At 45.6% G+C, this 13,678-nt stretch carries 10 protein-coding genes and 1 pseudogene; 6 read left to right on the top strand and 5 right to left on the bottom strand.

What is annotated here, in order from left to right:
• Positions 1-150 precede the first annotated feature (150 nt).
• The 3 genes from B3157_RS05945 to B3157_RS05935 all read left to right on the top strand — a co-directional run bounded on the left by B3157_RS05945 (position 151) and on the right by B3157_RS05935 (position 4,366).
• Entirely contained in the window at positions 151-1,311 is a 1,161-nt protein-coding gene (locus B3157_RS05945; RefSeq protein ID WP_349680371.1) for a tripartite tricarboxylate transporter permease, read from the top strand.
• Between the two features lie 2 nt (positions 1,312-1,313).
• Positions 1,314-2,603, top strand: coding sequence for a 3-phosphoshikimate 1-carboxyvinyltransferase (gene aroA / locus B3157_RS05940; RefSeq protein WP_292589574.1), 1,290 nt, complete (start codon positions 1,314-1,316; stop codon positions 2,601-2,603).
• Between the two features lie 689 nt (positions 2,604-3,292).
• Positions 3,293-4,366 (top strand): succinylglutamate desuccinylase/aspartoacylase family protein, encoded by a 1,074-nt coding sequence (locus tag B3157_RS05935; protein WP_292589573.1) that lies wholly within the window; start codon positions 3,293-3,295, stop codon positions 4,364-4,366.
• 240 nt (positions 4,367-4,606) lie between these two features.
• Here the strand turns inward: B3157_RS05935 and B3157_RS05930 are convergent, their stop codons facing one another.
• From B3157_RS05930 to B3157_RS05910, 5 genes and pseudogenes are all read right to left on the bottom strand, one after another.
• Positions 4,607-6,451 (bottom strand): hypothetical protein, encoded by a 1,845-nt coding sequence (locus B3157_RS05930; protein ID WP_292589571.1) that lies wholly within the window; start codon positions 6,449-6,451, stop codon positions 4,607-4,609.
• Positions 6,452-6,537: 86 nt separating this feature from the next.
• Positions 6,538-6,663, bottom strand: a pseudogene (locus tag B3157_RS05925) (prepilin-type N-terminal cleavage/methylation domain-containing protein); the annotation flags it as partial.
• A 223-nt stretch (positions 6,664-6,886) separates the two neighbouring features.
• Positions 6,887-7,243 carry a hypothetical protein gene (locus B3157_RS05920; protein ID WP_292589567.1) on the bottom strand — a complete coding sequence of 119 codons (357 nt, stop codon included), beginning with the start codon at positions 7,241-7,243 and terminating at the stop codon, positions 6,887-6,889.
• Positions 7,243-9,525, bottom strand: a complete 2,283-nt coding sequence (locus B3157_RS05915; RefSeq protein ID WP_292589565.1) for a hypothetical protein — start codon at positions 9,523-9,525, stop codon at positions 7,243-7,245. The genes B3157_RS05920 and B3157_RS05915 overlap by 1 nt, the downstream gene beginning before the upstream one ends.
• Positions 9,526-9,533: 8 nt before the next feature.
• A complete protein-coding gene (locus B3157_RS05910; RefSeq protein WP_214059860.1) occupies positions 9,534-10,070 on the bottom strand; it encodes a PulJ/GspJ family protein in 537 nt (178 codons plus the stop codon).
• A gap of 479 nt (positions 10,071-10,549) precedes the next feature.
• Here B3157_RS05910 and B3157_RS05905 point away from each other — a divergent pair, with 479 nt between their 5' ends.
• The 3 genes from B3157_RS05905 to B3157_RS05895 all read left to right on the top strand — a co-directional run bounded on the left by B3157_RS05905 (position 10,550) and on the right by B3157_RS05895 (position 13,587).
• Positions 10,550-11,638, top strand: a complete 1,089-nt coding sequence (locus B3157_RS05905; RefSeq protein ID WP_292589562.1) for an ATP-binding protein — start codon at positions 10,550-10,552, stop codon at positions 11,636-11,638.
• A gap of 478 nt (positions 11,639-12,116) precedes the next feature.
• On the top strand, positions 12,117-12,398 hold the full coding sequence (locus B3157_RS05900; protein WP_214079657.1) for a hypothetical protein: 282 nt from the start codon (positions 12,117-12,119) through the stop codon (positions 12,396-12,398).
• Positions 12,399-12,870: 472 nt separating this feature from the next.
• Entirely contained in the window at positions 12,871-13,587 is a 717-nt protein-coding gene (locus B3157_RS05895; protein ID WP_292589559.1) for a CBS domain-containing protein, read from the top strand.
• Positions 13,588-13,678: the final 91 nt, after the last annotated feature.

Here is a 13,678-nt window from a genome sequence, read left to right as displayed (position 1 = left end):
CGCTTCGTCGGAGAACCGATAACGGATAACTGTTCCTGCAACTTGCATCTTGGAACTTGGAGCTGATGATCAAGAACCAGGACGCACAACGTCGGAAGTAAGAACTGCTCTTCTCCCGCTCTTCCAAGGACGGGTCCATGCTCTTGGGCTTTGAAGTACGAGGGACGGTTCTTCCCGCTCTTTCAGCTCTTGCCAAACCCTAGACCCCAAACCCGAGACCCGCACCTGCTTGCCCTCTTCGGCCTGACGACAGTAGGGTCTCTTACGTCGAAGAACTTCCTGAAGGGATTGATAAGCACTGCTCTAGGCGTCATCATAAGCTTGATAGGAATCGATCCGATAATGGGAACCCCGAGATTCACGTTCGGTTCGACGAGGCTTCAGGCCGGTATTTCCCTGATAGCCGCTCTGATCGGGCTGTTCGGTTTTTCGGAGATTCTCGTTCAGATAGGTCAGCGTTCTCTCGATCCCATTTCCGGAAAGCAGGGAAAGGAGAAGGTTGGTTTTCGGCAGCTATTGAGACACATTTTCCTTTCACTGCAGTCGGCAGTGATAGGTACGTTCATAGGTGCTCTGCCGGGCACGGGTGGTCCAGTAGCTTCTCTGATTGCTTATGATCAGTCAAAGAAGACCGTTAGGAAGCCAGAAGTACCCTTTGGAGAAGGGGCCGTTGAGGGAATAGTTGCCAGCGAGTCTGCTAATAATGCCTGTATAGGTGGAGCACTCATACCGATGCTTACGCTTGCCGTTCCCGGTGATGCGGTTACTGCGGTCCTTCTATCTGCAATGTACGTTCACGGTTTGAGACCCGGACCCCTGCTTTTCACGCAGACTCCCGATCTCTTCTATGTAATTCTTGCTGCGGGAATAATTAGATCACTGTCGATAATCGCTCTCGGAATCAGTGTGGCACCGCTAATGGCCAGAATGGTGCTGATTCCGAAGAAGATCCTGCTTCCTGTGGCAGCAATTTTGTGTATAATTGGCGCTTATGCAATAAACTCAAGTGTATTCGACGTCCTGATTATGGCCATCTTTGGCCTGATTGGCTTCGTTATGAGAAGGAAGGGATACCCGGTGGCGCCAATGATTCTCGGTATTGTGCTGGGATCGTTGATGGACGCCAATTTCAGAAGAGCGGTATCGCTGGCTTCGGCAGGAGACAATCTGATAATCTCAATGTTCTCCAGACCTATCAGCCTCATACTGATAGCCTTCATACTAATATCGCTGTTTTCAAATTTCAAGTTTGTCAAGACCGGAGTGAGGAAGCTCTTCTCCAAAGGGTCTGACAAAGGACAGGAGGAATGAAAATGATAGCCTTTGCTTCCAGGCATAACCTCTCAGGGAGGCCCTCCGTACCCGGTTCAAAGAGCCATACAATAAGAGCGGTCCTCATCGCCGCGATGGCAAACGGGCTCTCAACAATAAGAAGCCCTCTTCCCAGTGAAGACTGTCTTTCGGCGACAAGAGCCGCAAAGGCCTTCGGATCGGACGTGAAGATCGAAAAGGGAGTATGGACTATCCAGAGCTCTCAGGATGGCTTGAAAGTTCCCGACGATGTGATCGACTGCGGCAATTCCGGAACGACCTATTACTTCGCCACGGCTATCTCCGGAACTCTGAGCGATCACGTTGTTTTGACGGGTGATTACCAGATCCGCAGGAGACCCGTGGGAAAACTATTGGATGCGATGAGAGATCTGGGAGCCTTTGCCGTAACCACAAGGAAGAACAGCAATGCAGCTCCTGTAATAAGTAAAGGCCCCATGAGGGCCGGCACGATCGTCTTCGGTGGAAAGATGTCCCAGTACATCTCGGGGATGCTTCTTGCCTCAGCGAGGATAAAGGGCAAGACAAGAATCGAAGTCCAGAAAGCCATAGAGAGACCTTATCTGCAGATGACGGTGGATTGGATGACCGAACACGGGATAAAAATCGAATACGACGAGAAAAACTACAGCTTCTTCGAAGTGGAAGGCCCCCAGGAATACAAAACGGTCGAAACTTCAATACCAAGCGACTGGGAATCCGTTGCATTCCCTCTTGTAGCGGCGCTGGTTACGGATTCCGAGATTGTGATAGAGGATCTCGATCTTTCCGGAAGCCAGGGAGACTCAGTAATCGTGGATATCTTGAAAGAGATGGGTGGAGACGTAACTCTCGACGGGGCTACCAACTCTCTAAAGGCCAGGGGGGGAAACAAACTCAGGGGAATCACCATAGATTGTTCCGACATTCCCGATGCTCTGCCCATACTAACAGTCGCAGCATGCTACGCTGAGGAAGACACCGTACTGACGGGAATAGAAAGCATAAGAGTGAAAGAGACCGACAGAGTCGAGGTAATGAAAAGGGAGCTCTCAAAAATGGGAGCATCGATCGAGGACACTGATCGTGAAATGATTATCCATGGCGCCAAGAAGCTGACCGGAGCAAAGGTCGAAAGCCACGACGACCATATAGTGGCTATGTCCCTCGCCGTCGCGGGACTCTTCTCAGAAGGCGTCACGGAGATAAGCAATGCAGCATGCGTCTCGGTCTCCTTCCCGGGTTTCTACGAACTCATGAACGATGTTAGAGCTGGATTCGAGACCGAATAGAGTCACTCGTCTCAGAAGATATCTAGCAATTGTCACTTTTAGGATGGAAATCAAAGAGAACATCACTCATGAACCCCGGCTTCTCGGCCGGGCTTCTTTTATACCGGGCGCTTTCTGAAGATCAGAATAACGCTAGATGAAAGACTTCTGGAACCTCTTAGAAGAATGTGTCCGAAGATGAAGCTTCAAAGCCAAGCTAGATTCTTGCTGCAATATACTGCCTTTTTTAGTGAGAAGGACCCCATAGGCAGTCCTTATGAGAAGTCGCTTCTTCAGAATTCTACGAATTACACGTTGGTTTGTTCTCTTCGCTGCCATAGCTAAAAACACCTTACTTCAAGACTATCGGAGTTGCTTCACAGAAGCATTACTCACCATTACGCTGCACCGTGTGAGATCGATAGCGAACGCTGGCTCTCAGCATGATCAGGGAACTCTACCGCATCACGCAATGAAACAGACCATCTTAAGCTCCTAAGAAGTGAATCAACTTCCGTTCTTCCAGTCTTCATGGTTCAAATGCATATCTCAGATATGATGAAGACGCTTGACATCACCGTTTTTCGAAGCACCTTCCACAGGCAAAGAAGACTTGACACTCGAAATTCAAACCGTGATAATTGTAGTAGTTCAAGTGGACAGAGTTTTGTGTCCTCCGCTTTTCTCTAAACGATCGGAGGTAATAGCAAATGAGAAAAACTCTTATCATCTTCATACTGGTTCTCGTTGCCTCATTTTCAATGGCGAGTTTTTTCAGGCCCGACATTCGTGCAGGTTATGGCGTAACGAGCACCGGATGGCTATCGGATTACTTCGAACCTCTCAAGGGAACGAACATGGATACTCCAGTCTACTACATGGACAGCGGAGTGCCCGGGCCCACCTTTCTGCTTATGGGTGGTACACATCCAATGGAGATCGCAGGAACCGTAGCTGCGACAATATTCATTGAAAACGCTTTGGTGAAGAGCGGCAGGATAATTGTTCTGCCTTTTGGCAACAGCAGCGCGGCTTCAATAGGAACCGTATTCTACCCGAACCAGCCGGATCACTTTCTGCAAATCGAGTCGAAGTCCGGGCCACGTTTCCTAGTATATGGAGACAGAAATACCGACATCGAAGATCAGGGTGCCCCCGATCCAGATGTCTACGTCCATTATCAGTCGGGACAGGAGCTTCCGGGCTACGAGTCGAGAAATCTGAACAGAAACTTCCCCGGGCGACCCGACGGAACCCCCACCGAAAAGCTGGCCTTCGCGATAATTGAACTGATAAGAACCGAGAAAGTCGATTTCAACCTCGACATGCATGAGAGCGATACTCCAGACAACTACAGCATTGTCGACGGAAACAAGGTTCAGGGAGGCAGACTGGCGTACATGCTTGTCTGTCACCAGCGTGGGCTGGAAATTGGCGCATACGCCACTATGGAGATTGAATTCAACTACGGGGTCTCTTTGAACCTTGAAGAATCCGACATACGATTTAAAGGCCTTAGCCACAGGGAAATCGGAGATGCCACGGAAAGTATTTCATTCCTTGTTGAATCGCCCAATCCCGGCTTCGACTACACGTGGCGTGAAAACGCCGATGTGCTCCACGATGAGAAGTACCCTCTCAAGCACCGTGTCGGCCTTCATCTGGCGACCGTCGAAGCGCTAATCAACGGCTACAACATGTTCATGGGCACGGAACTCACCTACACAGATGTTCCGACATACTCAGACTTGATGGAAAACGGCTTCGAAGCTTATTTGAACTAGAGAGTCGTCATACCTTGTTTAAGCAAAAAGCCCCGCCGTCACCGGGGCTTTTCTTCTCTCATACGAATGTTTCACCAGGTCTGATTCGATCATACTTACATCCGGAGCTTTGTGAAGAACAAGTCAAAAAGACACTTTCTTCGCAATACTTCCCTCGGTTCTAGTATATCCATTTGCACTCTCTGGTAAATGAGGATCAATCTCTCCGTTGAAAATGCAAGTCTTCTCAGAACGGAGTCTCTATCTCATCGATGTGCCCATTACTTCAAGAATATTCGACTCCGGAGATGCAAATGGCAAATCTTCGTTTCCGTAGAGTCTCTCATCGTAATAGTTACGGCTCCTGAAACCGCTCGAGAGAGCCCCTGCAGGATCTGCTTGACCTGCAGGACCTGCTTCAATAGAAACCATAGTGCCAAACAGATGCCTAAAACCCATATCTACTTTGTAGCGATTGTAGCCATCTATGAGAATCTGTCCTGTATTGCTATGCCCACTATTCTTCCCGAACGCGAAGAGGTTAGTAAATAACTTGATATTCTTGATCGCATCTCTTCCACTCGAATTGCTCTGGTAAGGCATTACAATGTTCCCGTTAGTTGCAACAAGATTGAGCATGTCATTCAAAGAGGCGTTGGATGCTGACTCATTGGGGTCGTAGTCTGGGTCAAAGGCAAGTCCCGGCTCATCAACGTAACTTCTGAAAGTTGAATCATTCAGCATATCGTTATAAAGGATATCGCCATAAATCCTGATGTCTCCCTCTTTTGACCTTATTGTGTATCTCCCGTCAATAACAGTTGCTTCTCTACCCACTGTCGTTCCAATACCTCCAGGTATTCCAGAACCTCCTGTTTCAATGTCCTCCTCAACCACGTAGTAACCTCTGTTTGAAAGAGCAGTAGCCTCGGTAGTGAAGGAAGGATAGTCTTCTTCGTTCTCCGAGTTGACTTTCATTATGACGGTCGTATCGAAATTCATCTCGGAAAAACCATCGGACGGAGTTATCAAATACATATAGACATCTGCATCTGCCACTTTTTGTCCGTTACCACCACTTCCACCTATCACTTCCCAATCAGACCATTGAGAATAATTCCAGTCGGACCATACTGCTATTGCTACAGGCCCCTCGATGCTTGAGTTAAGACTCCATGACCTGGGTCCCTTTTGATAAGGTCCACTCTTGCCACTGAGTCTCCATTCCCATCCGGTGAAGACAAGAGAAAAAGCGATAGTCGACGTCTCATATTGCACAGGGTATCTGTTCGCAACTCGAGTTCGTTCCCTGATCTGGTGGCTGTCACTTGATGATCTTACTTCCCTATCCCACTGATACTTAATCACCGAATATGAAGTTGAGCTCTCAAAGGCTCCTGGCCCGACAAGATTGTTTAGTGGAGAGCCAAGAAGAACATCTGACGACATAGTTACACTATTAGCCGAGTCCAAAATGCTAAGGCTTCCGGTCGTTTCACTTTGAACAATGTTTCTCCTTTCCTCAATGATCGGGGATTCAAATCCTGAGAGCGTTACGTGGTCGCTACTGATTATCTCTCTCAGTTCCTCATACGTGAAGCTATCATCAGTTATGTTATCGTTCTTCCCGAGAATTGAGTTCGCAGAGAGCTTCCTGTGGTCATCATCAACTATCCAGGCTTCAAACGCATCCAAGAAGTCATTATCATTAATCAGTAGAGTTTCTAGCCATTGCGAGTCTTCATAACTTATCTGCTGTAACGTTTCAGTCTCAGACACCTGAGAACCGGAACTTCTCTCAGTGTCTTTCAAGTAGAGCCCGAGAGAATTCTGAGGCAAGCTAGTACCTCTTTCAAGTGCATTTAGCAGATCTTCAAGCGAAGTAATGTTTGAATAGTGACTGGAGTAATAATCTTCCATCTCATCGAATCTCGTTTCGAGGTCCTCTATGGTTTCTTGACTCACCTTGTTACTCCCGGCTCTCAAGAACCATGGAAGAAAGCGACTATTGAAGTCTCCCGAAGAAGCGTTGTCTACGAAGTCAACAACTGAACCTTTCACTCTTAGTTCTCCATGTACTTCTTCATAGGAATCTGCTACAAGCACCTCATCAAATCCTTCAAGGAATATCCATGTTTCGCCATTCTCTACGTGTACAGCATAATTCTTGTCGTTGAATCGTTCATCATAATCGCCGTCGCCTTTCTCATGGCGTTAAGCGAAAGCGGCGTTATTACGGCTATGAGAGCGGCTATAACAGCAAGAACTATAAGAAGCTCAACGAGCGAAAAACCTTTGTTGAAATCTCCCCTTCGCATACGATTCCTCCAATAAAGAAAAATAAAAAAATCACCCGACAAGTATCATGCAAGATCGTACCAGATTCATGCTTTTGAGAAGTACAGAATCAGTGAAGTGACGAATGACAACCGTTTGAACAATAGAGCAGAACTGTTCAATAAGAAGAATAACACCTGTCAAAAGCCTACAGCAAGGACTTGCTATGGTTCTGGGTTGCCCAAAGGCAGCGCGAAAAAATCATCATTTCCAGGACCAGTTATCCTTGGGACTCACATAGAACCTCTGTCTCGAACTCCCGTAAATGGATGTCACTTCATGAACGTTTAGTGTTTCGCTGAAATCTATGGCAATTTGTGAATCTATGCTTGCTATTCTTTGGAAGACGTCGCTGGTCTTCGAAAAGTCGGCTGTACTCTCTTTTTGCCACAGGTTAACTGCAGCCGAGACCGCAACATTTGTGTCTTTCACCAACGTGTATGTCTGACTTGTGAATTTCACCGCATAAGAGAATGAGGTGACCATAATAAGCAAAACAAAGACGCTAACTACAAGAGCAATGAGCATTTCTACAATCGAAAAACCCTTACTCAAAACCATCACCTCGCTCCAAATCCAAAAGCCATAAGTAGACTTGATTCGGGTGTTGCGACAGGCAAATCCTCATTTGAGTACAAACGATCATCATATACGTTGAATTCCTGAAAACCTTTTATATTATTGTTATCATATGTATAGGTTGGACTTGCCGACTTGGCTACTATTGTCCCGAACACATGCCTGTAGCCCATGTCATTGAAGTCCTGATATTTCTCGATACGGAAGGACCCGGAGCCATTGTTTCCAAATGCAAAGATATTGGACATAATCTTTATGTTCTTATGATTCTTGTTTTCCTCGTAAGGCATATAGATGTCTTTATCAATAGCCACAAGGTTCAGCATGTCATTTGCATTGTTCTCAGAAACTAGGCGGTTCAAATCGACATTTGTTCCGATTAGTTCTTTGTTAAGGTATTGCTGAATATCGCTGTAAATATCGTTATATATTATGTCCCCGATAATCTTGATATTACCAGCCATGGAAATGAAGGAGTATCTGCCATCAACCAAAGACAATTTACTGCCGTGACCTGTGCCCTGAGGAAGGCCTCCTCCGCCAACCTTTATGTCATTTTCGCATATAAAAACGCCTGCATGCTGCATATCTATCGTTCCAAGATCCTGATCAAGCAGATTAACACTTCCTGCACCTTGTCCGGTCTTCGTGACAAAAAAGCTCTTCGCATTCCATGGAGGCAGACTATCGAATTCCGAGCTCTTTGTTATAACCACTTGAGCAACATCTCTCGAATTATTCCGGCTTTTCCTGCTCCAGCCGTTGTTGTTCTTCTCCCAAACCTCATACTTTTCGATATACCAGTACTCGTGAACAGAGTATTTCTCGCTCGTGTTGAAGCCGCTTAGATTGTATCTGGCAAAGATTTGCTGCCCGGAAAGAACATCTGTCAAAACCTCAACTGAACCATAGTCGAGCTTATTTATAGCATTAACGGTTATCTTATTATTGCCCGTAGAGACGTCTTCGATGTAATAATAATTATTGAAGATCTTGCCCTCATAAGTGATCGAAGTCGGTACAGCTCCTCCAAAAAAGACCCCAAGGCTATTGTTGCCAATGGAAGAAGAGTTGAAATATGAATCTAGCACAGACTGAGAGGATACGACCCTATTGTTATCTATAAACCCCTGATAGTATGATTTCATCTCTCCAAACTTGCTTTCCATTGAGCTTTTGATATCGTCAGTCACATACGTGAGTCCAGACCGAAAGTACCAGGGGAAGTATTTGGTAAAAGCCTCAGCTTTTAGTGCGTCGCCCCCCGGTTCAAGCATTTCTCCGGTTTCGCTTGTTAAAATCTCGCTCAAGACCAGATCGTTGCCATCCACCTGAAGCTGATTCGCTATAATAATCTTTGTCGGCTTACTACTATTTGTGGCTCCAAAATACACATAGTACTTTGATCCGTACTCAGTCCAGGCAACGTACTGCTGGGCGCTTAGCAGTTTGCGATCTTTGACTCCGTCGTTGTTTTCATCTATCCACAAGGTCTTTCTCTCAGGAGACCCGTTATAACCAAGTTGGTAGATCCTTGGCTTACGGTTCATCATATTTCCCACGAACGTTGCCCCTATCCCCTGACTGGCCGGATGTTCTTTCTCGGCTTCAGTTTTCGGGGGTACGTTTATCGCAACTCCTATACCATTTTCACCGTAGTAAGATGGTCCGTCCACAAACTCTCCAGGTCCATAATAAGCGTCTAGTATACCACTGAGAAGAAAAACCGCCCAGTTACTGAAGTATCTCGGACTAATGAATCCCCAGAAGATACTCTCAGCAAAACCGGACCTTGTGACCCTAATTGTTGCAAGAAGCATATTCGGGAAAACCTTATGTGGTCTGACGACCACTTCTATATCGCCACCGGGAGTGAGCTCTTGGAGAGCAAGTGTCATCGTGGAAGTGGGAAGATAGAATGAGTGTTGAAATTGATCAAAGGTCTGTAACCAGTACGTATCTTCAAGCGTCCCGACTGACATCTTCTGTATCGTTGAGTTATACCATTCCGGAGCAGTATCGGTGGCAGAAAAAGTGTTTATGGCAGCAATGTTAAGCGCAGCAGAATCGCTGTACTTCTTCTGAAAATAACCCAGGAGTGCGAAGAACGTATTCCCTGCATCCAACTGATTCTCAAGTTTTCGTTGAGCAAGTGATATGTCCCTCGTCTTGGCGTTCACAAAGCTGATCAAAGATGTCGATGAGATGGACACAAATAGAAGGATCAGCAAAACTGTTGGAAGTATCATACCCATTCTCTTCATAAGAGCCCCTACTTAATCGCCAGCAAGTTAACGCTAGCGTAGTGATTTGTTCTTCCATAAAGGATCTGATAGTCGATTTCATTGCTTCCCAAGTTGAAACTGATTTCCAAACCCGGATATTGCTGTGTGGAAAAAGCTATCCTGCTTCCATTAAGCTCAAGAGTATTTATTTCGGACTCGGAAAAATCTAATACTGAGAAATCCTTTTCCCAGACAAAGACAGCCCCGTTCTTAAAATAGACCTGTTTCGTAACATCATGGTGATTCAGCGGAATATCAACCTTATATCTTATTCCAACCACGTTCCCGGATTGCTTCACAGGCCTGACATAAGTCGATTCTGGTCCCGCCTTCATAAGCTCTTTCTGAAGAACAAGATCTATCCTGGATATAACTCCAAGCTCTTCAGTTTTTATTCTTACCTTTTCCGTTTCTCTGATTGATAAAGAGTATAGAAGCATGATCGCAATTAGCGCTATCGAGGATATTGCCAAAACCATAATGGTTTCAGCAAGAGAAAACCCATATTTAACCTTGTATGTCAAATGAATCACCTCTGTAATTATCATAATGCAATCGCATGCCATAATAATAAACAATAATTCGAATAAAACTAATGATCAATTCGATAAGTGATTTCAAGTGTTTCTTGTTTAGAAAATGAACCTGGCCGCAATCTAACAGAACAAACTGATACGTGTCTCACCTTCCGTGCGTTAGGCCGAGCAATAAACATCGTGTTCGTGAGATTCGCCGTCATCCAGAGGGCTCTTATCGGCGGAGGACAATGAACTTTTCTCCCGCTCTTGCGAACCAAGAATAAAGCTCCTAGCTCTGGAACGAAGAACCGCTCTTCTGCTCTTTATAAGGACGGCTCTTCACGCTCTGCACCAATCACTAATCAACAAACACCGCGCTTTCCGACCCAAACTGAGTCCGTATCCATCTCGAGCGAAATCGTTTTGTATGAGAACGAATATGTGCTAGTATCGTTTCAGAGTGATACGAAACATGAGGGAGCATTTTGAATACAGATAAGTTAATTCAATCGCTTGAAGAGATACAGAAGAGAAAGGAGATGAGTCTGCCCTCCAGGTTAAGGCCTTACTTTGAAAAGATGGATATGAAGAACAGGGCAGTACTGGTCTTTGGGTCTCGTGGTGTTGGAAAGACCACATTCCTTTTGAGCAGATTCAGAGACAGAAGAATACTCTACCTCTCCGCCGACAATCCTCTGGTCGCCACAACTGACCTCTGGAGTATAGCGAGTACAGCATTTGTCAGGGGCTACGAGGGAATAATCGTCGATGAAACTCACTATGCAAGGGACTGGAGCATTCATCTGAAGGCCATCTACGACGCCTATCCGACAAAGCTAATAATAGCAAGCGATAGTAGCAGCCTGATACTGAGACAGGGCATTGCGGATCTCTCCAGAAGATTCTCCAGAGTCCACATCCCCCTAATGTCTTTGAGAGAGTACATATATCTGAGAGACGGTGTGCTTTTGCCGCTACTCAATCCGTTCGCTCTCGACTCTTCTGTGGTCAAAGAGATAATGGGCAGTATTAACGTTCTGGCGGCTTTCGAGGAGTATCTTGACCGCGGATTCAGACCGTCTTATTTAGAGTGGGATTATAAAGAACAGATTGAACACATTATCGAAAAAACTATCCACGGTGATGTCCCGTTCTTTGTGGCTCAAATCTCAGATATTCACTTCAGGTTGATGAGTGCCGTTCTGGGATTCCTAGCGATATCGAAAGTCCCTACCCTTAACATCGAGAGAATGAGTAGAGAGTGGGGAATAGGAAAGAGAAAACTCTATGAACTTCTCTCGATAATGGACGCAACAGGGATAATAAGGATAATATTCAAAGAGAATGACAATCGAACCTTCTCCAAAGGCGAGAAGATATTCTTCGGCGATCCCGCTTTCTACTCCATAGGCGCAAAAAACACAGGCACAAGAAGGGAAGCTTATGTGGCCGAGGCCTTCGAAGACGCGGGTGACAGAGTTTTTGCCTGTCCGGATGAGCGAAATGAGGACTTCCTGATAAACAAAACAGTCGTTGAAGTGGGCGGAAAAAACAAAAGAAGGCAGACTTCGTAATAAGAGACGATTCAGATATTCCTCATCTAAACTGTATTCCGATGTGGACCCTTGGCTTTCAGTATTGATAAATAAAACAAGAGCGTACTCGCACGTTATAAGAACCGCAGTGGATTATGCACAAGACCACGTGAAGGAGCGATTTCGAGACGTTCGCTGCGCTCATGAGAAGACGTGGAGTATGTAAAAAAGATTGTGTAAACCCTTTAGAATGGAAGAGAAGAATGGAGGGAAAAGATGATGAAATTTGGCAGAGAAAAGATCAAGTCGTTAATCGAGAAGAATGGATTTGAAAATGTCGGAGATGTTNNNTCTTGAGACTCAAATGAGCTGCTTGCTTGGGAAGTGCTCTTGCGATTTCACATTGAAATTACGGAAGTTTCTTCTCATCAGGCACTGTTTTGCATCGACTTTCGTGGAAGATGATGAAGATAAAGGATCATTCTCTTAATGAAGACAGGAAAGGAGATAATGATTTATGAGGGAAAAAGAGAGAGAGATAGTCAAAAGACAAATCCGCGAGTTGCTTTTGGAATCCGCAAAACCCTATATCGATAAGAGAGCAGATATGATCCTAGAGAGCAACCTTCTTAAAGACGAAGAAATATCTGAGCTGATTCAGGAAGGAAGAGCTTACACAATGGCAATTGCGCTCATAAACGACTGGTTGCTCACACTCCCTTATCCCCTGAAAGGGAAGACGTACAAGAAACTCAAGAAGGTTCTCGATAGTTTGATGTCGCACCACAATAATGGTTGATTGGAGCGCTTCCACATTGAAATGAGATCTCCAATACCTCGCCTGATGAAAGCTACTCCTAGATTTTTCACTCAGGATACAGAAATAGTAGACCGGTATACTGTTCTTTCTATGTGACTCACACGGCAATAACATGGCAGTTAGATTCAGTTTTCTCCTGAAGAGCAGCCATTCCCCCGACTGCTCTTTGAAACTTATGAACTGGATTCGTTTCACAAAGTTGTATGTGATTGGAATGAGTTGACAAACCTTATAATACTGCTCGAAAAACAGATCTGAGAGTTCAGAAAGTTCCGGAGTCACCAATGATATTCCTTTGTCAACTACGATTGTAGATCTGCAGTTCTCCCAGTGCCCCGCTGTTTTGATATACTCTATTTAGGTAGAGAGTCGTCTCTCCAATTCTTGTCCAGTTCTGCTACCATTACTGATTCTCTGCGATTGTAAGCGAAGTTCCATTCAGGAGGTCGATATGGACAATTCAGAGAGGTTTATGCAGGCCTTCAGATCGATAGAGGGCTATCTGAGGAAGATAAACGAAGATTACCGGATCGACGGCTTCGCAAGATCCTTGAGAGATGCATCAAAGAGCGACAAAACTCTGCGCAACTACCTCGACATACTACTCGAGTACGCTGAACTCCGAAATGCAATTGTCCACACGCTAACAAGTGATGGCAAACCTATTGCAGAACCGCATAAGGAAGTCGTAGAAAATATTGAACACGTTGCCAAAATGTTGAACGCTCCACCCAGGGTATCTACGATATTCAAATCAGGAAAAGTCGTTACAATCGACCTCAACGATACGGTTGACAAAGCCCTGAAGATCATAGGGGAGAAGTCATTCTCTCAGATACCCGTCTATGAGGGAAGGCAATTTAGAGGAATTCTCACTACGAATGCGATCGCCAGGTGGATGGCCTTTGTTGGCGAAGAAGAGAGGGCGTACATAAAAGATATGCCGATTCGAGCCGTGATGGACTATGCGGAAGAAGATGAGGCAGTCGAATTCGTTAGCAGAAAAGCGACTCTCTTCGAAATCGCAGCTTCATTCAGCGAGTTCAGTGCCCTGGGCAAAAGGCTTGAGGCGATACTTGTAACTGAAAACGGCAGAAGAAGCGAGACTCCCCTGCAGATAATCACCATCTGGGATATCCCGCTCATATCTGAGACTCTAAACTCCTGAGAGAAAACACAGACAAAGCCAGACATCGAATACCAGAAGGAAGGGTATCCCCTTTGTCCAATGTGCAAAGGGGATTTCATACGACCTCATC

This window comes from Mesotoga sp. UBA5557, assembly GCF_002425715.1.
Classification (GTDB): domain Bacteria; phylum Thermotogota; class Thermotogae; order Petrotogales; family Kosmotogaceae; genus Mesotoga.
This window is presented reverse-complemented; position numbering and strand designations above follow the sequence as displayed.

What these genes read in the sequence shown, in the direction of transcription:
- B3157_RS05935 (WP_292589573.1), top strand. Translation starts at nt 3,293, where the DNA reads ATGAGAAAAACTCTTATCATCTTCATACTGGTTCTCGTTGCCTCATTT.
- aroA (WP_292589574.1), top strand. Translation starts at nt 1,314, where the DNA reads ATGATAGCCTTTGCTTCCAGGCATAACCTCTCAGGGAGGCCCTCCGTA.
- B3157_RS05915 (WP_292589565.1), bottom strand. Translation starts at nt 9,525, where the DNA reads ATGAAGAGAATGGGTATGATACTTCCAACAGTTTTGCTGATCCTTCTA.
- B3157_RS05895 (WP_292589559.1), top strand. Translation starts at nt 12,871, where the DNA reads ATGGACAATTCAGAGAGGTTTATGCAGGCCTTCAGATCGATAGAGGGC.
- B3157_RS05920 (WP_292589567.1), bottom strand. Translation starts at nt 7,243, where the DNA reads ATGGTTTTGAGTAAGGGTTTTTCGATTGTAGAAATGCTCATTGCTCTT.
- B3157_RS05900 (WP_214079657.1), top strand. Translation starts at nt 12,117, where the DNA reads ATGAGGGAAAAAGAGAGAGAGATAGTCAAAAGACAAATCCGCGAGTTG.